The sequence below is a fragment of the Spiroplasma endosymbiont of Zeiraphera isertana genome (genome assembly GCF_964030805.1).
In the GTDB taxonomy this organism is placed as follows: Bacteria; Bacillota_I; Bacilli_A; order Mycoplasmatales; family VBWQ01; genus Spiroplasma_E.
Genome location: NZ_OZ034965.1, coordinates 840,540 through 865,972, shown reverse-complemented (window position 1 = coordinate 865,972; position 25,433 = coordinate 840,540). Strand labels below are relative to the sequence as shown.

Genomic DNA, 25,433 nt, shown 5'->3' with positions numbered 1-25,433 from the left:
AAAATAGAGATTATTATCAATAATAAATGTAAATATAAAATTCGTACAATGTGTCGTTTTTTAAAGCTCTCTAAATCAACATATTATTTTAATTTCAAGAAAAAAGAAAAAAATCAAAATAATATGTATGATGAAGCTGTTATTAGTGCTTTTAAAGAAAATAAAGAAATTTATGGCACAAGAAGATTAAAAGTCATATTAGAAAACCAAGAAATTTATTTATCAAGACGAAAAATTAAAGAAATTATTAATAAACATAATTTAATATCAAAATACACTAAATTAAGACACAAAAATCATCATAATAAAGTCAATGATAGTCAAATAACTAATCTTGTTAATAGAAACTTTAAGAATAGGATTAAAAATGAAGTTATTGTTAGTGATTTAACTTATGTTCAAGTAAATGGTAAGTGAAAATATATTTGTTTATTAATAGACCTATTTAACCGCGAAATTATTGGACATAGTGTAGGCACTAAAAAAGATGCATCATTAGTATATGAAGCATTTATGCAATCAAATCGCCGTTTAAAAGATATTCAAATATTTCATAGCGATCTAGGTAATGAATTTAATAATAAAATTATTGATAAACTTTTACTAGCATTCAATATTACTCGCTCTTTAAGCAAAAAAAGGTTGTCCTTATGACAATGCTGTTGCTGAAGCAACTTTTAAAACTTTCAAAACTGAATTTATTAATGATAAAAATTTTAGATCATTAATCCAATTAAAATTAGAATTATTTGATTATATCAATTGATATAACAACATACGAATTAATAGAACTTTAAACTACCTAACTCCAGTTAATTATCAAAAACAAATGTCTACCAAAAAAAAGTCCTAAAAAAGGTTGCCATTCCATGGCTTTATTTCTAACTTCTAAATTTTCTTGATGATATCCATTAACATGTTCTTGACTTGTTGAAGGTTGATCTTGATTTTTGATTGCATTGTAATTATTGTTATTTTTATTTAATAAAGGTGTTTGTTGTGAATTCTTTTTTGTTTTCATTTTTCCCCCTTTTAATTATAAAAGTCCTGCTTTACTTTTAATAAGTAAAATAGGACTACTTAAAAATACATTTCAATTAAATGACATTCTCTTTTAATACTTATAAATAAAAATTATAATTAATAAACTAGATTGTTACTAAATTATTTTTATTTTTTTACAATAAAAGAGTGTAAATAAAAATTAGAAATTTTAAAAAATTTTAATAGTAACTAATACTAACTATGATATATAATTTTTATGATTTAACTTTACCATATTTAATTAAAAAAAATATAAAAATAATAATATCAGTATAGTTATTAAAATGGTTCAATATATATTTTATTAAAGAAGATTTTGTTGTGAATTTGAACAACTGTTTAAAAAGGGATTATTTAATTCTTCACCATTTGCTGATTGTTTATCAAATTTTTTTTCATCAGTTACTTTTTGATCTTGTAATAATGGCATAGTTTCCGTTGAAATTAATGGTGAATGTGGTGTTTCATTATTTTTTATCTCTAACAACAAATTTTTAATTTCAATATTTTTAGCATTTATTATTTCTTTCATTTCTTTATTTTTATTAATACATCCAAAACTAAAAACTTTAATAACAAAATTTAAAATTGGATTTATCTTTTTTTTCTCTAACTTGACAATATCACTTTTTAATTTTGTTATTTTTTCTTGTTTTAATGATAATTTATCTTCTAAATGTCTTTCTTCTTGTTTTATTTTGTATTCTTCTTCAGTTATGAATATAATAAATGAAGTTCCTAAACATGAGTTTATTTCATTTATTTTTTCTAATATTTGTTTTTGTTTATTAGGTGGATGACTATCAAATTCCGCTTTTGATAAGCAAATTTGTTTTATATCACGTGCAAATAAGATTCTAGAATAAACATGAGCCTCTATATAATTTCCTTCACTTTTACCATAATTACGATGAGGAACAAAATTTTTTCCATTAGCTTTATTAATTAAACTTTCTAAACAATTATATCCAAATAAATCATTTTGACAATATCTTATCAATCTTGGGAAGTGTAAAAAAGTAGATATTTTATCTTTTAATTTCCCGCGAGTGAACGTAGGTGGTGAATACGTATCATAAGGACTATATGTACAATTATGTTTTACATAATCTTTTAGTATAATAAAAGATTTTCCATACATAGGAGCTCCACCCATAGGATTTTCCAAAAAATCTAATGCCGCATAGCAAGGTCTACTTGTTCACTGAAAATTAGCACTTCTTTTTGTTTGATCACCAGTAGGGGTTGAAAAACGTCCAAATTTTTCATATTTACTATTATCAAATAATTGATTTAGATAAAACGCAACTTCCTCTACACTTGCTCGACCTACATTATAGTTAGAAATTTCATTTGGTTTTTCCTTATAAGCAAAACAATTTAAAACCTCTGGTCATTTATTATTAATATCGTATATTTTTGAAAAATCAAAATTAATTGTTAACCTTGATGATTGTAATATTTTAGTAATCTTTTCTAATAAATCTTTTGCATTTTCTTGACTCATCTTGCATTTTTTAGATAATATTTTTAAAGCAGATTCATAATCTTCTTGTTGAGAGAATTCGCATAGTTCATAAATTTGATGTAAAATTTCACTTCTAAACAATTGACCATAAATCTCTTTTTTTAATCTTTCTTCATCTTTTGAATTATTTGATGAAGTTGAAGGCAAACCACCATTAATATGTGATAAATCAGATTGTTTGTTATATGCCATAATATTTATCTCCTCTATACTTAAGATGGACATTTGAAATCTATTTTATTGGTCTAAACAATAGAGTATTTCCAATACACCTATTGTATTTTTTATGTTTTTTATTTATTAAATACAATAAAAAATCATTTATTTTTTAAATTAAAATAATGAGTTAAAAAACCAATATTTAGTTTACACTTAGTCATTTTATTAAATTCTAGAAAAAATACAAGTTATTAATTAAAAAAATATATTTTTTTCAAAATTATTATCACTACTATTTTCCTATATTTCATCAATAAGAAATTATAAAAGATTCTGCAATTACTATAATAATGTTATATATGATTGTAAAAAATTATTGACGTTGAACATATATTATTGTATATCATAATATTTATATAAATTAATACATATAAGTATTAAGTTTAATATATAATTTTATTAATTTCTTTTTCTGTAATAAACTTATCAATCTTCCCTTGCGCTAAGATTGGGCTACCGCCACCCTTACCATTATATGTTTTTAATATTTTTTGTAAAATATTATTACTTTGATACTGTTTATTATTATGCAATTCTTTACTTGAAGCGACTAATACTAAATATTCTTGATTATTAATTTTATTAATAAAAATAATAATAATATTTTGATATTGATTACGATAATGTTCAATTATTTCTCTTAATGTTTTAATATCTAAATTTTCAAAATTTGCAATTAATAGTTTATAATTATTTTCATTTTTTGGAACTAAAGTTAAATATTTTTTCACTATCTTCTGACGATTTAATTCTTCAAAATTAATTTGTCATTTTTTAAATAAACCATGTAATTCTAGTAATAACATTTTTCCTTTTCTTCAATCAGCAGCTACCACTTTTAAGTTATTAATAGCATCATATATTTTTTCAATTTCTTCTTGCATACAATTATCTTTATTTTTTTGATATTGCATAAATAAATTATTGCTTTGTTCTTTAATCATTATTATTTGTTGTGTTAAGTATTCATTAATAGTTTTTAATGATGTTAAAGCATGAATTCGATAAGAACCAGAACCTTTTGATTCAACATTAGTTATTAATAATTGTTCTACTTCTTGTGAATTATAACAATGAGTACCCCCGCAAAGTTCAATTGAAAAATCACCAAACTTAATTACTCGAACTTTTTCTTCATATTTTTCACCAAAAAAAGCTAAAGCTCCAATTTTGATTGCTTCTTCATATGTACAATAAATAATTTCACAAGGATATTTACCTTTAATTCATTTACTTACTTGTTGTTCTATACTTATAATTTGTTCTAAAGTTAACATTTGATAATGACTAAAATCTAATCGTAAATATTGATAATTATTAAAACTTCCAGATTGCATAACATGTAAACCTAATAATTTTCTTAAAGCAGCATGTAATAAATGAGTTCCTGAATGATTTTTTCTTGTATAAAAACGATGTGAACTATTAATTTGTGCTTCAACAATTTCTGTTTGTGTTAATTCACCTTTTACTTCCACTTGATGAATATGCTGTTTTTGTGGTCCTTGTTGTACATCAATAACAGAGGCCGTTCCATTTTCTCCTGTGATAATGCCATCATCAGATGCTTGTCCCCCCTTTTCTGCATAAAAAGGCGTTTCATTTAAAATTAAATAACCTTTTTCATTTTTTAAAAATTTTACCTCATGCTCTGATTTAAACATAAAAACAATATTTGTATTTATTTGTTCTTTATCATAACCAACAAAGGTTGAAGGAACTTTTAAATTAGTTAGTAATGAAGATTGAATTGTTAATGCTTGATGATTAATTCTTACTTTTCTTGTATTATCTTTACTGTTATCCAATAACTTTTGAAAACCTTTTAAATCAACAGTTGCATTTTCTTCATTTGCAATCTCTAATGTTAATTCAATAGGATAACCATAGGTATCAAATAATTTAAAAGCAGCAGTTGCATCTACTTTTTTATTATCTTTAATAACTTGTAATAATAATTGTTTTCCTGTTATCAATGTTGTTCAAAATTTTAATTCTTCGCTTTTAATAATATTAGTTACTAAATCGACTTTTTTATGTAATTCTTGATAATGTTGACCCATAACTTTGATAATAATTGAAACTAACTTAAACAAAAATGGTTCATTAATATTAAGTTTTTGTCCATATACAACAGCTCTTCTAATCAATCTTCGTAATACATAACCGCGATCTTTATTACTAGGAAAAACACCATCACTAATTGCAAAAACTAAGCAACGAATATGATCAGCAATAATTTTAAATGCAGTATTAATAGTTTTTTGCTTAATCTCTTGTGTAAAATAATTATTAATATCATAACGAAAATTTGTCAATTTTTCACATTCATGAATAATATTTTGAAATAAATCAGTATCAAAGTTAGTTGGCACATCTTGTAAAATTGCTACTAGTCTTTCTAATCCTGCACCAGTATCAATATTTTTTCTTGGTAAATCAGTATAATTATTTTTGCCATCATTATTAAATTGTGAAAAAACAATATTTCAAATTTCAATATAACGATCATTTTCAATATCATCTTTTAATAGTTTAATACCAATATTTTTAGGATCATATTTAATACCACGATCATAATAAATTTCAGTATTAGGACCACAAGGACCTTGACCCATATCTCAAAAGTTAGTAGATCTTGTACCTTTAATAATACGTTCTTTTGGTAATTTAATAATATTTAATCATAAATTATATGTTTCTTCATCTTCATTAAAAACTGTTACATATAATAAATTAGCATCTAAATTTAATCACTTTTTACTAGTTAAAAATTCTCATCCTCAAACAATAGCTTCTTTTTTAAAATAATCACCAATTGAAAAATTACCTAACATTTCAAAAAAAGTTTGATGTCTTGCTGTAATACCAATATTTTCAATATCATTAGTTCTAATTGCTTTTTGTGAATTTGCTAATCTTTTAGCAATTGGGGTTTGTCGTCCATCAAAATATGGTTTTAATGTAGCAACTCCAGAATTAATCCACAATAGTGAAGGATCATCATTTGGAACAAGTGATGCACTTTCTAAAATGTGATGATCATAACTTTTAAAAAAATTTAATCAAGTTGTTCTAACTTTATCTGTTGTTCATTTTATTGACATAATAATTTCTCCTCAAAATAATAAAAATTCCTATCAAAATAGGAACGTTTTTTAACGCGGTACCATCCTAATTCACTTACAAAGTAAATGCACTTAATTAATGATTAAAATTGTTAAATTAGGAGCTTCTAATTAATAATGGTTAAGTGCTTACACTATTCACTCTCGCTGAAAACTAATTATTATTAATTATACTTATCTAATTTAGATTAATATAAATATTAATTTTAATTTTAATATTAACCATAAATATTAGTTATTACAAGCAAAAAGATAAAATTATGAAATATTTTCCTGAGTTGTAAATATAAATGGGACAGTTTTTTAAAATAATTGTATTAAATCTATTGGTCTTTTATAAGAGAGCGATTTTCTGGGTGTAGAATTAATTTGAAATGCTATAAAATTTAAATCTTTTTGTTTATATGAAGATAGATCTGTAGATTTTGGTAAATATCTTCTTAAAATACCATTATTATTTTCATTTAAACCCCTTTGGCAAGGTTTACCAGGATCTGCAAAATAAATTTTGACATTACAAATTTTTTCGATTAATCTTCATTTACTAAATTCTTTACCACGATCAAAAGTAATGGTTTTAACTGTTCCTTTTTGTAACTTTGAAATAAATTTTATTATACTTTTCGTAATATTTTCTGATTTATGATTTTTAGTTACTAAAGGAATTGTGGTTTTTGATCATATATCAGCCAAAGTAATAATAGAACTTTTATGATCTTTGCCAATGATAGTATCACCTTCTAAATGACCAAATTCTTGTATATTTTTAATATTAGGAATGATTAAATTTCTTTCATGAATAGACTTACAATTATTAATTTTGCCCCTATTTTCTTTTTGTTTGTGAGATTTATTTTTGCCTTTTCTCAATAAGTTATTTTCATCAAAACCCATTCGATTTGTTTTAAACATGTTATATAAAGTTTTTGTCGAAATACTTTTTATTTTATTTTCCTTTAAAAAGTTAGCAATTATATCAAGAGCATACTTTTTAGTAATTAACAAATGATTAATACTATTAATTTCTGTTAAAGTTAAAATTATTAATTTTCTGCCTGCATTTTTTTTATTTTTTTGAAATTGATTCAATATTTCTAATGGCAATAAGTTTTTATTTAATAATCTACAAACTCTATGTACGGTTGATTTACTATAATCAACAATTTTTGCTATTTTACGAATCGAAAATCCATAATTTTTATATTCTTTTATTGCTATTATTGATTCAATACTCAGATACTTATACATTGCGCTAATTCCTTTCTTTTCTTAATTATAGAACTAACACAATTTAATTTTTATATAAGTGTCCTTTTTAATTTTACAATTAAAGAATTATAAAAATTTAAGTAATATCAGTAAAATACAATCAAGTTTAAAAGAATTTATTACTAATTATCATGGCATTGGATTTACCAATATTCAAAATTACCTCAATTTATGAAAATTTAAATACCAACATTATAAAATATCACCTTATGCAAAATCTGAAGCATTATATTTCAGTTTGTAAAAAAAATAAATCCCAAAATTAAATAAAATCAAATTTTAGGCCAGGTTGATGATTTTTTTTATTTCATCAAGAGTTTTTTTGAAAATTAAAAGATTATTAACAAATCATTTTATATAGCACTAGGAGTTGATTTAGAAGGTAAAAAAGATGTTTTAGGTTTATGAATTAGCGAAAATGAAGGTTCTAAATTTTGATTATCTAATTTTACAGAAATGAAAAATCGAGGCTTAAATGATATTCTTATTGCTTGTAGTGATAATTTAACAGGCATGTCAGAAGCAATACAATCAGTTTATCCTAAAACCGAACATCAATTATGCATAGTTCATCAAATTAGAAATAGTTTAAAATATGTTTCATACAAACATCGAAAATCTCTAGTTACAGATTTAAAACCAATTTATAGTGCATGTAGTGAAGAACAAGCAATGCAAGCTTTAGAATCGTTTGAAAATAAATGAAATAAACAATATCCTCAAATTACTAAATCTTGATATAAAAATTGAGATAATTTAATGGTTTTTATTAGTTATCCACCAGAAATTAAAAGAGTAATTTATACTACAAATGCTATTGAATCTGTTAATAGTCAATTACGAAAAGTTATTAGAAATAAAAAAGTTTTTCCTAACGATATGGCAGTTTTCAAAATATTTTACTTAGCAATTGAAAATATAACAAAAAAATGAACAATGCCTATTCAAAATTGAAATACAGCAATTGCTCAGGTAATGTTTAGTAATCTGTGTAACTTACAAAAATAACTATGTTTAATTAATTCTAGTAAATATAATTCAATGATTAGAAAGAGTGAGTTACAAATGGTTAAAAAACAAAACATTAATAATAATGATCCAATATCACAAGCAGTAGATTTATTACTAGAAAATACTTTTAATTTTCAAAAAAACTCTTGATGAAATAAAAAAAATCATCAACCTGGCCTAAAATTTTATTTTATTTAATTTTGGGATTTATTTTTTTTACAAACTGAAATATAATGCTTCAGATTTTGCATAAGGTGATATTTTATAATGTTGGTATTTAAATTTTCATAAATTGAGGTAATTTTGAATATTGGTAAATCCAATGCCATGATAATGAGTAATAAATTCTTTTAAACTTGATTGTATTTTACTGATATTACTTAAATTTTTATAATTTAATTCTTTATTTTCTTTTGATTTAAATTTCTTGAGAGTACATTTTGTTTGTTTAGCTACTGTATCATATAGTATTTGCATATCACAAACTATAATTGATTTTTCTTCGATAAGCTTAGATGTTAAATTTTCTTGTACTCATTTTTTTGTTAATCTTTTAGTATTTGTTGTTTGAGCATAAATATTTTTATTTTCATCAATTGCCATTTCCATACAACAGTTTAAATCTTTAGCATTTTCTTCAATTCATTTTTTTCTTGGATCATCTGGATTTTTGAAATTTCCTTTATGAATTTCTTTGATAAAAGTTTCATCAATTTCAATTCTACCTTTTAATTTTGTGAATGGTTTTTGTGTTTTTGCTAATTGTGATGATTTCATAAATTTTTGACGATTAAATCATGCTGATGTTTTTGAAATTTTAGCAAATTGAGAAATAGTATAAGCAGATTTACCTAACAATGACAATCAAATTATTCAATCTCATTGTTCATGAGATAAATGACTTCAATGTAAAAAATGATTTCTTAAAGCATCAAAGCTACTTTTACAATCTTTGCATAAATATTTTTGCTTATTATTCTTAAAACCATTTTTGACACATCAATAATATTTACAATTTGGACATTGAATTCCTTTTTCTTTAAATTTTTTATCAATTGCATCTAATTTTTCTTTTTTCTCAATTTGTTTAATTCTATTTTTAAAATGTCTAATAATTTTTATAAATTCTTCATCTTTTTTGTTTTTTAAAACATCAATTAATTCATTATTAGTCACAAAAAATCACCCCTGATATAAAAATATTACTTTTAATTTTCAATTAAAAGTAATATCAAGATTTTTTGTGAAAATTAAAAGAAAATACTGAAGATTTAACAACAGTTTTTAAAGAAGGAGGTTTATATAAAGAATTAACAAAAAGATTAGTGGAAAAAATGTTGAATTCTGAAATGCAAAATTATTTAGGATATGAAAAAAATCAACATAGTAATAGTGAAAATGCTCGTAATGGCATAACTTCAAAAAAATTAATAACTCAAGAAGGTAAAATTGAAATTGATGTACCACGAGATCGTAATAGTAATTTTACTCCTGTAATAGTGCCAAAAAGACAAAGAAGATTTGATGGTTTTGATCAACAAGTTCTTTCACTATATGCAAAAGGTATGACAGTATCTGACATTAGAATGCGGTTGCAAGAGTTATATCATGGTGCAGATATTAGTTTTAATTTTCAAAAAAACTCTTGATGAAATAAAAAAAATCATCAACCTGGCCTAAAATTTGATTTTATTTAATTTTGGGATTTATTTTTTTTACAAACTGAAATATAATGCTTCAGATTTTGCATAAGGTGATATTTTATAATGTTGGTATTTAAATTTTCATAAATTGAGGTAATTTTGAATATTGGTAAATCCAATGCCATGATAATGAGTAATAAATTCTTTTAAACTTGATTGTATTTTACTGATATTACTTAAATTTTTATAATTTAATTCTTTATTTTCTTTTGATTTAAATTTCTTGAGAGTGCATTTTGTTTGTTTAGCTACTGTATCATATAGTATTTGCATATCACAAACTATAATTGATTTTTCTTCGATAAGCTTAGATGTTAAATTTTCTTGTACTCATTTTTTTGTTAATCTTTTAGTATTTGTTGTTTGAGCATAAATATTTTTATTTTCATCAATTGCCATTTCAATACAACAGTTTAAATCTTTAGCATTTTCTTCAATTCATTTTTTTCTTGGATCATCTGGATTTTTGAAATTTCCTTTATGAATTTCTTTGATAAAAGTTTCATCAATTTCAATTCTACCTTTTAATTTTGTGAATGGTTTTTGTGTTTTTGCTAATTGTGATGATTTCATAAATTTTTGTCGATTAAATCATGCTGATGTTTTTGAAATTTTAGCAAATTGAGAAATAGTATAAGCAGATTGACCTAACAATGACAATCAAATTATTCAATCTCATTGTTCATGAGATAAATAACTTCAATGTAAAAAATGATTTCTTAAAGCATCAAAGCTACTTTTACAATCTTTGCATAAATATTTTTGCTTATTATTCTTAAAACCATTTTTTACACATCAATAAGATTTACAATTTGGACATTGAATTCCTTTTTCTTTAAATTTTTTATCAATTGCATCTAATTTTTCTTTTTTCTCAATTTGTTTAATTCTATTTTTAAAATGTCTAATAATTTTTATAAATTCTTCATCTTTTTTGTTTTTTAAAACATCAATTAATTCATTATTAGTCACAAAAAATCACCCCTGATATAAAAATATTACTTTTAATTTTCAATTAAAAGTAATATCAAGATTTTTTGTGAAAATTAAAAGAAAATACTGAAGATTTAACAACAGTTTTTAAAGAAGGAGGTTTATATAAAGAATTAACAAAAAGATTAGTGGAAAAAATGTTGAATTCTGAAATGCAAAATTATTTAGGATATGAAAAAAATCAACATAGTAATAGTGAAAATGCTCGTAATGGCATAACTTCAAAAAAATTAATAACTCAAGAAGGTAAAATTGAAATTGATGTACCACGAGATCGTAATAGTAATTTTACTCCTGTAATAGTGCCAAAAAGACAAAGAAGATTTGATGGTTTTGATCAACAAGTTCTTTCACTATATGCAAAAGGTATGACAGTATCTGACATTAGAATGCGGTTGCAAGAGTTATATCATGGTGCAGATATTAGTTTTAATTTTCAAAAAAACTCTTGATGAAATAAAAAAAATCATCAACCTGGCCTAAAATTTGATTTTATTTAATTTTGGGATTTATTTTTTTTACAAACTGAAATATAATGCTTCAGATTTTGCATAAGGTGATATTTTATAATGTTGGTATTTAAATTTTCATAAATTGAGGTAATTTTGAATATTGGTAAATCCAATGCCATGATAATGAGTAATAAATTCTTTTAAACTTGATTGTATTTTACTGATATTACTTAAATTTTTATAATTTAATTCTTTATTTTCTTTTGATTTAAATTTCTTGAGAGTGCATTTTGTTTGTTTAGCTACTGTATCATATAGTATTTGCATATCACAAACTATAATTGATTTTTCTTCGATAAGCTTAGATGTTAAATTTTCTTGTACTCATTTTTTTGTTAATCTTTTAGTATTTGTTGTTTGAGCATAAATATTTTTATTTTCATCAATTGCCATTTCAATACAACAGTTTAAATCTTTAGCATTTTCTTCAATTCATTTTTTTCTTGGATCATCTGGATTTTTGAAATTTCCTTTATGAATTTCTTTGATAAAAGTTTCATCAATTTCAATTCTACCTTTTAATTTTGTGAATGGTTTTTGTGTTTTTGCTAATTGTGATGATTTCATAAATTTTTGTCGATTAAATCATGCTGATGTTTTTGAAATTTTAGCAAATTGAGAAATAGTATAAGCAGATTGACCTAACAATGACAATCAAATTATTCAATCTCATTGTTCATGAGATAAATAACTTCAATGTAAAAAATGATTTCTTAAAGCATCAAAGCTACTTTTACAATCTTTGCATAAATATTTTTGCTTATTATTCTTAAAACCATTTTTTACACATCAATAAGATTTACAATTTGGACATTGAATTCCTTTTTCTTTAAATTTTTTATCAATTGCATCTAATTTTTCTTTTTTCTCAATTTGTTTAATTCTATTTTTAAAATGTCTAATAATTTTTATAAATTCTTCATCTTTTTTGTTTTTTAAAACATCAATTAATTCATTATTAGTCACAGATATTAGTGAAAGTGTTATTAGTCAAATTACTGATGATGTTATTGATGATGTCAAAGCATGGCAAAATCGACCATTAGAAAGCATTTATCCGATTGTTTATTTTGATTGTATAGTAGTTAAAGTACGACAAGATAAACGCATTATTAACAAATCGATTTATATAGCACTAGGAGTTGATTTAGAAGGCAAAAAAGATGTTTTGGGTTTATGAATTAGTGAAAATGAAGGTGCTAAATTTTGATTAGCAAATTTAACAAAAATGAAAAATCGAGGCTTAAATGATATTCTTATTGCTTGTAGTGATAATTTAACAGGCATGTCAGAAGCAATACAATCATTTTATCCTAAAACCGAACATCAATTATGCATAGTTCATCAAATTAGAAATAGTTTAAAATATGTTTCATACAAACATCGAAAAGCACTAGTTGCAGATTTAAAACCAATTTATAGTGCATGTAGTGAAGAGCAAGCAACGCAAGCTTTAGAATTGTTTGAAAATAAATGAAATAAACAATATCCTCAAATTACTAAATCCTGATATAAAAATTGAGATAATTTAATGGTTTTTATTAGTTATCCACCAGAAATTAAAAGAGTAATTTATACTACAAATGCTATTGAATCTGTTAATAGTCAATTACGAAAAGTTATAAGAAATAAAAAAGTTTTTCCTAACGATATGGCGGTTTTTAAAATATTTTACTTAGCAATTGAAAATATAACAAAAAAATGAACAATGCCTATTCAAAATTGAAATACAGCAATTGCTCATTTTATGATAAAATTTGAAGACAGAATTAATCTAAACTAGTACCTTGTAAAACAAAGATACACAGATTACATAAAAGCCCCACTGCTTCTTGTCAACCCTTATAAAAAGTTTCTGCTTTTTTTCTGTCATAATTGGTTTATATTCTTTTTCAATTTTATTTATTTTTTTAATATCATTAATATTTCAAAATCCAATTGCAAGTCCTGCTAAGTAAGCAGTACCCATTGCTGTAGTTTCAGTATTTTTAGGTTTAATTAAATTAGTACGACTAATGTCACTTTGAGGCTTTTATGTAATCTGTGTATCTTTGTTTTACAAGGTACTAGTTTAGATTAATTCTGTCTTCAAATTTTATCATAAAATGAGCAATTGCTGTATTTCAATTTTGAATAGGCATTGTTCATTTTTTTGTTATATTTTCAATTGCTAAGTAAAATATTTTGAAAACTGCCATATCGTTAGGAAAAACTTTTTTATTTCTAATAACTTTTCGTAATTGACTATTAACAGATTCAATAGCATTTGTAGTATAAATTACTCTTTTAATTTCTGGTGGATAACTAATAAAAACCATTAAATTATCTCAATTTTTATATCAAGATTTAGTAATTTGAGGATATTGTTTATTTCATTTATTTTCAAACGATTCTAAAGCTTGCATTGCTTGTTCTTCACTACATGCACTATAAATTGGTTTTAAATCTGCAACTAGTGCTTTTCGATGTTTGTATGAAACATATTTTAAACTATTTCTAATTTGATGAACTATGCATAATTGATGTTCGGTTTTAGGATAAACTGATTGTATTGCTTCTGACATGCCTGTTAAATTATCACTACAAGCAATAAGAATATCATTTAAGCCTCGATTTTTCATTTCTGTAAAATTAGATAATCAAAATTTAGAACCTTCATTTTCACTAATTCATAAACCCAAAACATCTTTTTTGCCTTCTAAATCAACTCCTAGTGCTATATAAACTGATTTGTTAATAATCCGTTTATCTTGTCGTACTTTAACTACTATACAATCAAAATAAACAATCGGATAAATACTTTCTAATGGTCGATTTTGCCATGCTTTGACATCATCAATAACATCATCAGTAATTTGACTAATAACACTTTCACTAATATCTGCACCATGATATAACTCTTGCAACTGCATTCTAATGTCAGATACTGTCATACCTTTTGCATATAGTGAAAGAACTTGTTGATCAAAACCATCAAATCTTCTTTGTCTTTTTGGCACTATTACAGGAGTAAAATTACTATTACGATCTCGTGGTACATCAATTACAATTTTACCTTCTTGAGTTATTAATTTTTTTGAAGTTATGCCATTACGAGCATTTTCACTATTACTATGTTGATTTTTTTCATATCCTAAATAATTTCGCATTTCAGAATTCAACATTTTTTCCACTAATCTTTTTGTTAATTCTTTAGACTTGGTGCAAAACCTTTAATTTTAACAATTTAACGATTATTATTAATATTAAAGGTGATAGTTATTATGTTGAAAAAATATAAAGATGATCAAGAATTTTATAGTTTAGTCGGCATAAAGCCACAAACATTTTATAAAATGCTTGAAATTTTAAAAATTGCTGAGTCTAAACAAAAATATTATGGTGGTAGAAAAAATAAAATTGTAATTGAAGAGCGTTTATTAATGACTTTAGAATATTGAAAAGACTATAGTAGTTATAGAGTTATTGCAAAAAGATATAATATTAGTCATACTAGTTGCATTCGTAATATTTTTTGAATTGAAAATATTTTAATAAAAAGCGGAATTTTTAATTTACCTGGAAAAAAAGATTTAACAAAAAATAAAGGTACTAATAATAATTTGTTAGCTATTGATGCTACTGAAACTCCAATTGAAAGAATTAAAAAAAACTAAAATTACTTTTTTCAGGTAAAAAGAAACATCATTCTCTCAAATCCCAAATAATTATTGATATTTCCAATGGAAAAATTATTTCAACTGCTTTTTGTTTTGGAAGCATTCATGATTTTAAATTGCTTCTAAAATCTAAAACTTTTATTCATCCAGAAAAACAAGTTTTTGTTGATTCGGGTTATCAAGGTATACAAAATATTCATAAAAATACATTTTTGCCATTTAAAAAAAGTAAATACAATCAATTAACACCAATTCAAAAAGAATACAATAAAACTTTAAGTAAAATTAGAATTAAAATTGAACACGTATTTGCTAAACTAAAACGTTTTAAAATTTTAAGTTTAAAATATCGCAATAAAATACGAAGATTTGCATTAAGATTTAATTTAATAGCAGGAATATATAATTTTGAATGGCTTTTATCCCTTTATGTACTATTTTTAAATTTTATCACATAAATGGAGATAAAAGCCTACCTAGGAAATTATCCCCGCATGTATTTAAATCAAACACAAAATTACAGTTTCAAAACTAGGTATGTTATTGAATTTATATGCTGATTCTTTTGCATATAAATGAATATTGTGCTTTGAAACTCTTATGTGTGTTCGGAAAGTTCGTCGGATGTGCTTTCATGCTGATTCAATCTGGTTTGTGTTTACACCTGTTGGTGACACATACCCAACTTCATGATTTACGATTTCATGTTTGGGATAGAATTTTTTGAAACTTACATATCCCTTCCAAGAATCCGTAAATAGACAGCACTCAGTAAAAATGTGTTTCAATGCAAATCTTAAAAGGTTTTTTTCATCTGCATTTTTCAGCACCTTCACAATTAGTTTGTTGCTGGTTTTCTCATAAACTCCAACAATCAAAGTTTTATTCAACAAGGATCTTCCTTGTTTTTTAAAACCTAAATGTGAAAGATACATTTCATCCATCTGTGCTGTGCCATCAACAATGAAACCTGCATCTTGATTTCCAATTCTAGTCCTGATTTCATGACACATTCTTCAAGCTGTTTTATAGGTCACACCCAATTCCCTTGCAACATCGGTTGCTGGTATGCCATGCTTTGTGTTTATTCATCTAAAGATGAGATAAAACCAAGATGTCATTTGGGTCTGTGACTTATAAAAAATGGTTCCATAAAGAATACTAAATGTTTGGTTACAGTTCAAACATCGTATTCTTCTCAAATCAGAAGCATTCAAACTAGAAGAAGCACACCTGATGCATTTCATTGTTTTAAACTTCGCTATATATTTCAAACAATCGTTTTCAGTTTGAAATATGCTATTGAATTCATTTCAATTCATTTTTTCCTCCACACTAGTACATGCGGGGATAATTTCCTTTTGAATTACCTTAGTTTTGCACCAAGTCTTTTATATAAACCTCCTTCTTTAAAAACTGTTGTTAAATCTTCAGTATTTTCTAGTAATAAATCTACTGCTTGTGATATTGGATCATTATTATTAATGTTTTGTTTTTTAACCATTTGTAACTCACTCTTTCTAGTCATTTAATTATATTTACTAGAATTAATTAAACATAGTTATTTTTGTAAGTTACACAGATTACTAAACATTACCGGAGTTTCAGTAGCATCAATAGCTAACAAATTATTATTAGTACCTTTATTTTTTGTTAAATCTTTTTTTCCAGGTAAATTAAAAATTCCGCTTTTTATTAAAATATTTTCAATTCAAAAAATATTACGAATGCAACTAGTATGACTAATATTATATCTTTTTGCAATAACTCTATAACTACTATAGTCTTTTCAATATTCTAAAGTCATTAATAAACGCTCTTCAATTACAATTTTATTTTTTCTACCACCATAATATTTTTGTTTAGACTCAGCAATTTTTAAAATTTCAAGCATTTTATAAAATGTTTGTGGCTTTATGCCGACTAAACTATAAAATTCTTTTAATTTTCAAAAAAACTCTTGATGAAATAAAAAAAATCATCAACCTGGCCTAAAATTTGATTTTATTTAATTTTGGGATTTATTTTTTTTACAAACTGAAATATAATGCTTCAGATTTTGCATAAGGTGATATTTTATAATGTTGGTATTTAAATTTTCATAAATTGAGGTAATTTTGAATATTGGTAAATCCAATGCCATGATAATGAGTAATAAATTCTTTTAAACTTGATTGTATTTTACTGATATTACTTAAATTTTTATAATTTCCTTCTTTATTTTCTTTTGATTTAAATTTCTTGAGAGTACATTTTGTTTGTTTAGCTACTGTATCATATAGTATTTGCATATCACAAACTATAATTGATTTTTCTTCGATAAGCTTAGATGTTAAATTTTCTTGTACTCATTTTTTTGTTAATCTTTTAGTATTTGTTGTTTGAGCATAAATATTTTTATTTTCATCAATTGCCATTTCAATACAACAGTTTAAATCTTTAGCATTTTCTTCAATTCATTTTTTTCTTGGATCATCTGTATTTTTGAAATTTCCTTTATGAATTTCTTTGATAAAAGTTTCATCAATTTCAATTCTACCTTTTAATTTTGTGAATGGTTTTTGTTTTTTTGCTAATTGTGATGATTTCATAAATTTTTGACGATTAAATCATGCTGATGTTTTTGAAATTTTAGCAAATTGAGAAATAGTATAAGCAGATTGACCTAACAATGACAATCAAATTATTCAATCTCATTGTTCATGAGATAAATGACTTCAATGTAAAAAATGATTTCTTAAAGCATCAAAGCTACTTTTACAATCTTTACATAAATATTTTTGCTTATTATTCTTAAAACCATTTTTTTACACATCAATAAGATTTACAATTTGGACATTGAATTCCTTTTTCTTTAAATTTTTTATCAATTGCATCTAATTTTTCTTTTTTCTCAATTTGTTTAATTCTATTTTTAAAATGTCTAATAATTTTTATAAATTCTTCATCTTTTTTGTTTTTTAAAACATCAATTAATTCATTATTAGTCACAAAAAATCACCCCTGATATAAAAATATTACTTTTAATTTAAAATTAAAAGTAATATCAAGATTTTTTGTGAAAATTAAAATAAAATTCTTGATCATCTTTATATTTTTTCAACATAATAACTATCACCTTTAATATTAATAATAATAGTTAAATTGTTAAAATTAAAGGTTTTGCACCAAGTCTAATATATGAATTATTACTTGCTCCACCATCAACTTTAATCTTAATTTTTAAATCTTTTAAATCTTTATTTAATTTAACATCTGCTTGCATTGCCAGAATAACATCTTGTGACTGGTAAGCTAATGATTCAATGGTACCTTTAACAATATGTTCACGCTTCGTACCACGTTCTAAACCAAATATAGCGCCACGTGCTGTTGAATCTCAATAAGGGGCACCCAAACCAACAAAAGCAGGTACTACATAAATACGTTGTTCTTCTTTTGGATCAACAATTTTTGAATATCATAGACTTTCATCGGAACGATATAACATTCGTAATTGATCACGTAAAAATTGAACAGCAGCCCCTGCAATAAAAACTGAACCTTCTAAAGCAAAAACTGGTTCTTCGCCTGATAATTGATAAGCAATAGTCGTTAGTAAACCTTGTTTTGAAAAAAGAGGAGTATTTCCAATGTTCATTAAAATAAAACAACCAGTACCATAAGTATTTTTGATTTCACCAGGTGTTAAACATAATTGACCAAATAATGCAGCTTGTTGATCACCAATTGCAGCAGTAATAGGAATTTCTTGCTCATCATTTTGGAATAACATTCCTTTATAAGTAGTTCCGATTTTACCTGAACTGGGAACTACTTCTGGTAACATATTTTTAGGAATATTAAATAATTCTAGTAATTCTTCATCTCATTTTTTAGTATTAATGTTGAATAACATTGTTCGTGAAGCATTTGTAATGTCAATAACATGTTTAGTTTTTTCAACATTATTTTCAATACCATTTGTCATTTTATAAATTAATCAACTATCAATAGTACCAAAAGCTAGTTTTCCTTTTTTTGCTAATTCACGTGCATTTTTAACATTAGAATTGGTGCAAAACCTTTAATTTTAAAAATTTAACGATTATTATTAATATTAAAGGTGATAGTTATTATGTTGAAAAAATATAAAGATGATCAAGAATTTTATAGTTTAGTCGGCATAAAGCCACAAACATTTTATAAAATGCTTGAAATTTTAAAAATTGCTGAGTCTAAACAAAAATATTATGGTGGTAGAAAAAATAAAATTGTAATTGAAGAGCGTTTATTAATGACTTTAGAATATTGAAAAGACTATAGTAGTTATAGAGTTATTGCAAAAAGATATAATATTAGTCATACTAGTTGCATTCGTAATATTTTTTGAATTGAAAATATTTTAATAAAAAGCGGAATTTTTAATTTACCTGGAAAAAAAGATTTAACAAAAAATAAAGGTACTAATAATAATTTGTTAGCTATTGATGCTACTGAAACTCCAATTGAAATAATTAAAAAAGGAAATTATCCCCAAATGTACTAGTGTGGAGGAAAAAATGAATTGAAATGAATTCAATAGCATATTTCAAACTGAAAACGATTGTTTGAAATATATAGCGAAGTTGAAAATAATGAAATGCATCAGGTGTGCTTCTTCTAGTTTGAATACTTCTGATTTGAGAAGAATACGATGTTTGAACTGTAACCAAACATTTAGTATTCTTTATGGAACCATTTTTTATAAGTCACAGACCCAAATGACATCTTGGTTTTATCTCATCTTTAGATGAATAAACACAAAGCATGGCATACCAGCAACCGATGTTGCAAGGGAATTGGGTGTGACCTATAAAACAGATTGAAGAATGTGTCATGAAATCAGGACTAGAATTGGAAATCAAGATGCAGTTTTCATTGTTGATGGCACAGCACAGATGGATGAAATGTATCTTTCGCATTTAGGTTTTAAAAAACAAGGAAGATCCTTGTTGAATAAAACTTTGATTGTTGGAGTTTATGAGAAAACCAGCAACAAACTAATTGTGAAGGTGCTGAAAAATGCAGATGAAAAAAACCTTTTAAGATTTGCATTGAAACACATTTTTACTGAGTGCTGTCTATTTACGGATTCTTGGAAGGGATATGTAAGTTTCAAAAACTTCTATCCCAAACATGAAATCGTAAATCATGAAGTTGGGTATGTGTCACCAACAGGTGTAAACACAAACCAGATTGAATCAGCATGAAAGCACATACGACGAACTTTCCGAACACACATAAGAGTTTCAAAGCACAATATTCATTTATATGCAAAAGAATTAGCATATAAATTCAATAACATACCTAGTTTTGAAACTGTAATTTTGTGTTTGATTTAAATACATGCGGGGATAATTTCCTAGGTAGGCTTTTATCTCCGTTTATGTGATAAAATTTAAAAATAGTACATAAAGGGATAAAAGCCTTAAAAAAAACTAAAATTACTTTTTTCAGGTAAAAAGAAACATCATTCTCTCAAATCCCAAATAATTATTGATATTTCCAATGGAAAAATTATTTCAACTGCTTTTGGTTTTGGAAGCATTCATGATTTTAAATTGCTTCTAAAATCTAAAACTTTTATTCATCCAGAAAAACAAGTTTTTGTTGATTCAGGTTATCAAGGTATACAAAATATTCATAAAAATACATTTTTGCCATTTAAAAAAAGTAAATACAATCAATTAACACCAATTCAAAAAGAATACAATAAAACTTTAAGTAAAATTAGAATTAAAATTGAACACGTATTTGCTAAACTAAAACGTTTTAAAATTTTAAGTTTAAAATATCGCAATAAAATACGAAGATTTGCATTAAGATTTAATTTAATAACAGGAATATATAATTTTGAATTACCTTAGTTTTGCACCAAGTCTATTATCTAAAATTCATTTTATTTTAGTAGCAGAAAAATAAGAATCAATTAGTAAGCCGGTTTTTTTATGAATTTTTTCTTTTCATCCTTTTTTTTGCTAATTCTTCACAGTAATCTGCTGTTCTGCGATCTTGTCAAACAATAGCGTTATAAACTGGTAAACCTGTATCACGATTTCATACTACTGTTGTTTCACGTTGATTAGTAATACCAATTGCTTCAATTTGATTAGATTTAATATTACTTTTATTTAAAGCTTGTTGCATTGTTGTTAATTGATTATTTCAAATTCCAAGTGCATCATGTTCAACTCAACCTGATTGAGGGGGATAATGCTGAGGTCTATCAATTTGATGGATACCAGTAATTTTTCCTTCTTTATCAATAGACTTGGTGCAAAACTAAGGTAATTCAAAATTATATATTCCTGCTATTAAATTAAATCTTAATGCAAATCTTCGTATTTTATTGCGATATTTTAAACTTAAAATTTTAAAACGTTTTAGTTTAGCAAATACGTGTTCAATTTTAATTCTAATTTTACTTAAAGTTTTATTGTATTCTTTTTGAATTGGTGTTAATTGATTGTATTTACTTTTTTTAAATGGCAAAAATGTATTTTTATGAATATTTTGTATACCTTGATAACCTGAATCAACAAAAACTTGTTTTTCTGGATGAATAAAAGTTTTAGATTTTAGAAGCAATTTAAAATCATGAATGCTCCCAAAACAAAAAGCAGTTGAAATAATTTTTCCATTGGAAATATCAATAATTATTTGGGATTTGAGAGAATGATGTTTCTTTTAATTTTCAAAAAAACTCTTGATGAAATAAAAAAAATCATCAACCTGGCCTAAAATTTGATTTTATTTAATTTTGGGATTTATTTTTTTTACAAACTGAAATATAATGCTTCAGATTTTGCATAAGGTGATATTTTATAATGTTGGTATTTAAATTTTCATAAATTGAGGTAATTTTGAATATTGGTAAATCCAATGCCATGATAATGAGTAATAAATTCTTTTAAACTTGATTGTATTTTACTGATATTACTTAAATTTTTATAATTTAATTCTTTATTTTCTTTTGATTTAAATTTCTTGAGAGTACATTTTGTTTGTTTAGCTACTGTATCATATAGTATTTGCATATCACAAACTATAATTGATTTTTCTTCGATAAGCTTAGATGTTAAATTTTCTTGTACTCATTTTTTTGTTAATCTTTTAGTATTTGTTGTTTGAGCATAAATATTTTTATTTTCATCAATTGCCATTTCAATACAACAGTTTAAATCTTTAGCATTTTCTTCAATTCATTTTTTTCTTGGATCATCTGGATTTTTGAAATTTCCTTTATGAATTTCTTTGATAAAAGTTTCATCAATTTCAATTCTACCTTTTAATTTTGTGAATGGTTTTTGTGTTTTTGCTAATTGTGATGATTTCATAAATTTTTGACGATTAAATCATGCTGATGTTTTTGAAATTTTAGCAAATTGAGAAATAGTATAAGCAGATTGACCTAACAATGACAATCAAATTATTCAATCTCATTGTTCATGAGATAAATGACTTCAATGTAAAAAATGATTTCTTAAAGCATCAAAGCTACTTTTACAATCTTTGCATAAATATTTTTGCTTATTATTCTTAAAACCATTTTTTACACATCAATAAGATTTACAATTTGGACATTGAATTCCTTTTTCTTTAAATTTTTTATCAATTGCATCTAATTTTTCTTTTTTCTCAATTTGTTTAATTCTATTTTTAAAATGTCTAATAATTTTTATAAATTCTTCATCTTTTTTGTTTTTTAAAACATCAATTAATTCATTATTAGTCACAAAAAATCACCCCTGATATAAAAATATTACTTTTAATTTTAAATTAAAAGTAATATCAAGATTTTTTGTGAAAATTAAAAGATGTTTCTTTTTACCTGAAAAAAGTAATTTTAGTTTTTTTTAATTCTTTCAATTGGAGTTTCAGTAGCATCAATAGCTAACAAATTATTATTAGTACCTTTATTTTTTGTTAAATCTTTTTTTCCAGGTAAATTAAAAATTCCGCTTTTTATTAAAATATTTTCAATTCAAAAAATATTACGAATGCAACTAGTATGACTAATATTATATCTTTTTGCAATAACTCTATAACTACTATAGTCTTTTCAATATTCTAAAGTCATTAATAAACGCTCTTCAATTACAATTTTATTTTTTCTACCACCACAATATTTTTGTTTAGACTCAGCAATTTTTAAAATTTCAAGCATTTTATAAAATGTTTGTGGCTTTATGCCGACTAAACTATAAAATTCTTGATCATCTTTATATTTTTTCAACATAATAACTATCACCTTTAATATTAATAATAATCGTTAAATTGTTAAAATTAAAGGTTTTGCACCAAGTCTATTGAGGTAATTTTGAATATTGGTAAATCCAATGCCATGATAATGAGTAATAAATTCTTTTAAACTTGATTGTATTTTACTGATATTACTTAAATTTTTATAATTTAATTCTTTATTTTCTTTTGATTTAAATTTCTTGAGAGTACATTTTGTTTGTTTAGCTACTGTATCATATAGTATTTGCATATCACAAACTATAATTGATTTTTCTTCGATAAGCTTAGATGTTAAATTTTCTTGTACTCATTTTTTTGTTAATCTTTTAGTATTTGTTGTTTGAGCATAAATATTTTTATTTTCATCAATTGCCATTTCAATACAACAGTTTAAATCTTTAGCATTTTCTTCAATTCATTTTTTTCTTGGATCATCTGGATTTTTGAAATTTCCTTTATGAATTTCTTTGATAAAAGTTTCATCAATTTCAATTCTACATTTTAATTTTGTGAATGGTTTTTGTGTTTTTGCTAATTGTGATGATTTCATAAATTTTTGACGATTAAATCATGCTGATGTTTTTGAAATTTTAGCAAATTGAGAAATAGTATAAGCGGATTGACCTAACAATGACAATCAAATTATTCAATCTCATTGTTCATGAGATAAATGACTTCAATAGACTTGGTGCAAAACCTTTAATTTTAACAATTTAACGATTATTATTAATATTAAAGGTGATAGTTATTATGTTGAAAAAATATAAAGATGATCAAGAATTTTATAGTTTAGTCGGCATAAAGCCACAAACATTTTATAAAATGCTTGAAATTTTAAAAATTGCTGAGTCTAAACAAAAATATTATGGTGGTAGAAAAAATAAAATTGTAATTGAAGAGCGTTTATTAATGACTTTAGAATATTGAAAAGACTATAGTAGTTATAGAGTTATTGCAAAAAGATATAATATTAGTCATACTAGTTGCATTCGTAATATTTTTTGAATTGAAAATATTTTAATAAAAAGCGGAATTTTTAATTTACCTGGAAAAAAAGATTTAACAAAAAATAAAGGTACTAATAATAATTTGTTAGCTATTGATGCTACTGAAACTCCAATTGAAAGAATTAAAAAAAACTAAAATTACTTTTTTCAGGTAAAAAGAAACATCATTCTCTCAAATCCCAAATAATTATTGATATTTCCAATGGAAAAATTATTTCAACTGCTTTTTGTTTTGGAAGCATTCATGATTTTAAATTGCTTCTAAAATCTAAAACTTTTATTCATACAGAAAAACAAGTTTTTGTTGATTCGGGTTATCAAGGTATACAAAATATTCATAAAAATACATTTTTGCCATTTAAAAAAAGTAAATACAATCAATTAACACCAATTCAAAAATAATACAATAAAACTTTAAGTAAAATTAGAATTAAAATTGAACACGTATTTGCTAAACTAAAACGTTTTAAAATTTTAAGTTTAAAATATCGCAATAAAATACGAAGATTTGCATTAAGATTTAATTTAATAACAGGAATATATAATTTTGAATTACCTTAGTTTTGCACCAAGTCTAATTAATGATTTAAAAACATCAAGCAAAGATTTAACAGACACTATTTTTGGTAATACTGCTAACATTATTGCTCATAATGTTAAAGACCCAAATAGTGCCGAATACCTTGCCAAAGTCTTTGGAACTAAAACTTCTCAAAAGATTACTAAACAGTATGATAATAATTCTAAATCAAATTCTAAGGGTTCAATAAGAGAAGTTGAGGAATACATTGTTCATCCCAATGATTTAAAAAAATTGAATGTTGGACAAGCATATGTAAAAATATTATTGCCTAGTTCAAATCAGTACATTGATAAAATTGACATTGAAAACTACATTGATGAATAGAAAAGTATTAAAAAATAAAAAGTCTCTAAAAACACCAAATTGAATCAGTTTGAAAACATTTGCGAAAAACTTTCAGAACACATATCAGAGTCTCAAAAGAAAACGTACACTTATATGCCAAAGAAGCTGCATATAAATTCAACAAAAAGCCTAGTTTTGAAACAATAATGTTGTATTTGATTTAAATA

General features: G+C 24.2%; 27 protein-coding genes and 9 pseudogenes. 17 read left to right on the top strand and 19 right to left on the bottom strand.

Going from position 1 to position 25,433, the window contains the following annotated elements; all coding sequences use genetic code 4:
- Positions 1-48: 48 nt before the first annotated feature.
- Complete coding sequence (locus tag AAHM78_RS05990) at positions 49-681, top strand: DDE-type integrase/transposase/recombinase (RefSeq protein WP_342254685.1); 633 nt, start codon at positions 49-51, stop codon at positions 679-681.
- Between the two features lie 16 nt (positions 682-697).
- Positions 698-853 (top strand): annotated as a pseudogene (locus AAHM78_RS16815) (IS3 family transposase); the annotation flags it as partial.
- Here AAHM78_RS16815 and AAHM78_RS05985 read toward each other — a convergent pair.
- The 4 genes from AAHM78_RS05985 to AAHM78_RS05970 all read right to left on the bottom strand — a co-directional run bounded on the left by AAHM78_RS05985 (position 803) and on the right by AAHM78_RS05970 (position 7,167).
- On the bottom strand, positions 803-1,021 hold the full coding sequence (locus tag AAHM78_RS05985) for a hypothetical protein (RefSeq protein WP_342254684.1): 219 nt from the start codon (positions 1,019-1,021) through the stop codon (positions 803-805). The pseudogene AAHM78_RS16815 and the gene AAHM78_RS05985 overlap by 51 nt on opposite strands.
- A 327-nt stretch (positions 1,022-1,348) precedes the next feature.
- Entirely contained in the window at positions 1,349-2,764 is a 1,416-nt protein-coding gene (locus tag AAHM78_RS05980; protein ID WP_342254683.1) for a DUF3626 domain-containing protein, read from the bottom strand.
- A gap of 410 nt (positions 2,765-3,174) precedes the next feature.
- The gene (alaS, locus tag AAHM78_RS05975; protein ID WP_342254682.1) at positions 3,175-5,898 is read right to left on the bottom strand and encodes an alanine--tRNA ligase; all 2,724 of its coding nucleotides are present in this window, start codon (positions 5,896-5,898) and stop codon (positions 3,175-3,177) included.
- Positions 5,899-6,222: 324 nt separating this feature from the next.
- Positions 6,223-7,167, bottom strand: coding sequence for an IS30 family transposase (locus AAHM78_RS05970; protein ID WP_342254681.1), 945 nt, complete (start codon positions 7,165-7,167; stop codon positions 6,223-6,225).
- A gap of 58 nt (positions 7,168-7,225) precedes the next feature.
- On the opposite strand from AAHM78_RS05970, the gene AAHM78_RS05965 reads away from it, so the two are divergent.
- The 3 genes and pseudogenes from AAHM78_RS05965 (at position 7,226) to AAHM78_RS05955 (ending at position 8,397) form a co-directional block, all read left to right on the top strand.
- Positions 7,226-7,432: a hypothetical protein gene (locus AAHM78_RS05965; RefSeq protein WP_342254680.1), complete on the top strand. Its 207-nt coding sequence runs from the start codon at positions 7,226-7,228 to the stop codon at positions 7,430-7,432.
- An 89-nt stretch (positions 7,433-7,521) separates the two neighbouring features.
- Positions 7,522-8,196, top strand: a pseudogene (locus tag AAHM78_RS05960) (IS256 family transposase); the annotation flags it as partial.
- A 33-nt stretch (positions 8,197-8,229) separates the two neighbouring features.
- Positions 8,230-8,397, top strand: coding sequence for a hypothetical protein (locus AAHM78_RS05955; RefSeq protein ID WP_342254679.1), 168 nt, complete (start codon positions 8,230-8,232; stop codon positions 8,395-8,397).
- Between the two features lie 18 nt (positions 8,398-8,415).
- On the opposite strand, the gene AAHM78_RS05950 is transcribed toward AAHM78_RS05955, so the two are convergent.
- The gene (locus AAHM78_RS05950; protein ID WP_342254678.1) at positions 8,416-9,375 is read right to left on the bottom strand and encodes an IS1595 family transposase; all 960 of its coding nucleotides are present in this window, start codon (positions 9,373-9,375) and stop codon (positions 8,416-8,418) included.
- 65 nt (positions 9,376-9,440) lie between these two features.
- On the opposite strand from AAHM78_RS05950, the pseudogene AAHM78_RS05945 reads away from it, so the two are divergent.
- Positions 9,441-9,824: pseudogene (locus AAHM78_RS05945) on the top strand (transposase); the annotation flags it as partial.
- Between the two features lie 90 nt (positions 9,825-9,914).
- Here AAHM78_RS05945 and AAHM78_RS05940 read toward each other — a convergent pair.
- Complete coding sequence (locus tag AAHM78_RS05940) at positions 9,915-10,874, bottom strand: IS1595 family transposase (RefSeq protein WP_342254676.1); 960 nt, start codon at positions 10,872-10,874, stop codon at positions 9,915-9,917.
- 65 nt (positions 10,875-10,939) lie between these two features.
- Between AAHM78_RS05940 and AAHM78_RS05935 the strand changes: the two are divergent.
- Positions 10,940-11,323, top strand: a pseudogene (locus AAHM78_RS05935) (transposase); the annotation flags it as partial.
- Between the two features lie 90 nt (positions 11,324-11,413).
- On the opposite strand, the gene AAHM78_RS05930 reads toward AAHM78_RS05935, so the two are convergent.
- On the bottom strand, positions 11,414-12,373 hold the full coding sequence (locus AAHM78_RS05930; RefSeq protein ID WP_342254676.1) for an IS1595 family transposase: 960 nt from the start codon (positions 12,371-12,373) through the stop codon (positions 11,414-11,416).
- A 1-nt stretch (position 12,374) separates the two neighbouring features.
- Between AAHM78_RS05930 and AAHM78_RS05925 the strand changes: the two are divergent.
- Positions 12,375-13,190: pseudogene (locus AAHM78_RS05925) on the top strand (IS256 family transposase); the annotation flags it as partial.
- Positions 13,191-13,473: 283 nt separating this feature from the next.
- On the opposite strand, the pseudogene AAHM78_RS05920 reads toward AAHM78_RS05925, so the two are convergent.
- A pseudogene (locus AAHM78_RS05920) lies at positions 13,474-14,601 on the bottom strand (IS256 family transposase); the annotation flags it as partial.
- 69 nt (positions 14,602-14,670) lie between these two features.
- On the opposite strand from AAHM78_RS05920, the gene AAHM78_RS05915 reads away from it, so the two are divergent.
- Together AAHM78_RS05915 and AAHM78_RS05910 are read left to right on the top strand one after the other, a co-directional pair.
- Positions 14,671-15,063, top strand: coding sequence for a transposase family protein (locus AAHM78_RS05915; protein WP_342252835.1), 393 nt, complete (start codon positions 14,671-14,673; stop codon positions 15,061-15,063).
- Between the two features lie 50 nt (positions 15,064-15,113).
- Positions 15,114-15,524, top strand: coding sequence for a transposase family protein (locus AAHM78_RS05910; RefSeq protein ID WP_342255060.1), 411 nt, complete (start codon positions 15,114-15,116; stop codon positions 15,522-15,524).
- 42 nt (positions 15,525-15,566) lie between these two features.
- Here AAHM78_RS05910 and AAHM78_RS05905 read toward each other — a convergent pair whose 3' ends face one another.
- From AAHM78_RS05905 to AAHM78_RS05880, 6 genes and pseudogenes are all read right to left on the bottom strand, one after another.
- Positions 15,567-16,283, bottom strand: a complete 717-nt coding sequence (locus AAHM78_RS05905; protein WP_342252817.1) for an IS1595 family transposase — start codon at positions 16,281-16,283, stop codon at positions 15,567-15,569.
- Positions 16,284-16,438: 155 nt separating this feature from the next.
- Positions 16,439-16,570: pseudogene (locus AAHM78_RS05900) on the bottom strand (IS256 family transposase); the annotation flags it as partial.
- Between the two features lie 57 nt (positions 16,571-16,627).
- Positions 16,628-16,960, bottom strand: a complete 333-nt coding sequence (locus tag AAHM78_RS05895) for a transposase family protein (protein WP_342253619.1) — start codon at positions 16,958-16,960, stop codon at positions 16,628-16,630.
- Positions 16,961-17,096: 136 nt separating this feature from the next.
- Positions 17,097-17,738 (bottom strand): transposase, encoded by a 642-nt coding sequence (locus tag AAHM78_RS05890; protein ID WP_342254674.1) that lies wholly within the window; start codon positions 17,736-17,738, stop codon positions 17,097-17,099.
- Between the two features lie 121 nt (positions 17,739-17,859).
- Positions 17,860-18,057, bottom strand: coding sequence for a hypothetical protein (locus AAHM78_RS05885; protein WP_342253621.1), 198 nt, complete (start codon positions 18,055-18,057; stop codon positions 17,860-17,862).
- A gap of 148 nt (positions 18,058-18,205) precedes the next feature.
- Positions 18,206-19,036: an FGGY family carbohydrate kinase gene (locus AAHM78_RS05880; protein WP_342253622.1), complete on the bottom strand. Its 831-nt coding sequence runs from the start codon at positions 19,034-19,036 to the stop codon at positions 18,206-18,208.
- 147 nt (positions 19,037-19,183) lie between these two features.
- On the opposite strand from AAHM78_RS05880, the gene AAHM78_RS05875 reads away from it, so the two are divergent.
- From AAHM78_RS05875 to AAHM78_RS05865, 3 genes are all read left to right on the top strand, one after another.
- On the top strand, positions 19,184-19,594 hold the full coding sequence (locus tag AAHM78_RS05875; protein ID WP_342254673.1) for a transposase family protein: 411 nt from the start codon (positions 19,184-19,186) through the stop codon (positions 19,592-19,594).
- Between the two features lie 118 nt (positions 19,595-19,712).
- Entirely contained in the window at positions 19,713-20,429 is a 717-nt protein-coding gene (locus AAHM78_RS05870; protein WP_342254672.1) for an IS1595 family transposase, read from the top strand.
- A 150-nt stretch (positions 20,430-20,579) separates the two neighbouring features.
- Entirely contained in the window at positions 20,580-20,954 is a 375-nt protein-coding gene (locus AAHM78_RS05865; protein WP_342255059.1) for a transposase family protein, read from the top strand.
- Positions 20,955-20,969: 15 nt separating this feature from the next.
- On the opposite strand, the pseudogene AAHM78_RS05860 reads toward AAHM78_RS05865, so the two are convergent.
- From AAHM78_RS05860 to AAHM78_RS05840, 5 genes and pseudogenes are all read right to left on the bottom strand, one after another.
- A pseudogene (locus tag AAHM78_RS05860) lies at positions 20,970-21,354 on the bottom strand (FGGY family carbohydrate kinase); the annotation flags it as partial.
- 15 nt (positions 21,355-21,369) lie between these two features.
- A pseudogene (locus AAHM78_RS05855) lies at positions 21,370-21,762 on the bottom strand (transposase family protein); the annotation flags it as partial.
- A gap of 101 nt (positions 21,763-21,863) precedes the next feature.
- Positions 21,864-22,823, bottom strand: coding sequence for an IS1595 family transposase (locus AAHM78_RS05850; protein WP_342252847.1), 960 nt, complete (start codon positions 22,821-22,823; stop codon positions 21,864-21,866).
- Positions 22,824-22,933: 110 nt separating this feature from the next.
- Positions 22,934-23,326: a transposase family protein gene (locus AAHM78_RS05845; protein WP_342252838.1), complete on the bottom strand. Its 393-nt coding sequence runs from the start codon at positions 23,324-23,326 to the stop codon at positions 22,934-22,936.
- A 33-nt stretch (positions 23,327-23,359) separates the two neighbouring features.
- A complete protein-coding gene (locus AAHM78_RS05840; RefSeq protein ID WP_342253558.1) occupies positions 23,360-24,025 on the bottom strand; it encodes a hypothetical protein in 666 nt (221 codons plus the stop codon).
- Between the two features lie 56 nt (positions 24,026-24,081).
- Here AAHM78_RS05840 and AAHM78_RS05835 point away from each other — a divergent pair, with 56 nt between their 5' ends.
- Genes AAHM78_RS05835 through AAHM78_RS05825 form a run of 4 tightly spaced genes read left to right on the top strand, consistent with a single transcriptional unit; the run spans position 24,082 to position 25,245 of the window.
- Entirely contained in the window at positions 24,082-24,474 is a 393-nt protein-coding gene (locus tag AAHM78_RS05835) for a transposase family protein (RefSeq protein ID WP_342252835.1), read from the top strand.
- A 50-nt stretch (positions 24,475-24,524) separates the two neighbouring features.
- Positions 24,525-24,740: a hypothetical protein gene (locus AAHM78_RS05830; RefSeq protein WP_342255020.1), complete on the top strand. Its 216-nt coding sequence runs from the start codon at positions 24,525-24,527 to the stop codon at positions 24,738-24,740.
- A gap of 12 nt (positions 24,741-24,752) precedes the next feature.
- Positions 24,753-24,899, top strand: a complete 147-nt coding sequence (locus AAHM78_RS16810; RefSeq protein WP_425289794.1) for a transposase — start codon at positions 24,753-24,755, stop codon at positions 24,897-24,899.
- Entirely contained in the window at positions 24,886-25,245 is a 360-nt protein-coding gene (locus AAHM78_RS05825) for a TraM recognition domain-containing protein (RefSeq protein WP_342254671.1), read from the top strand. The genes AAHM78_RS16810 and AAHM78_RS05825 overlap by 14 nt, the downstream gene beginning before the upstream one ends.
- The last annotated feature ends 188 nt before the right edge of the window (positions 25,246-25,433 follow it).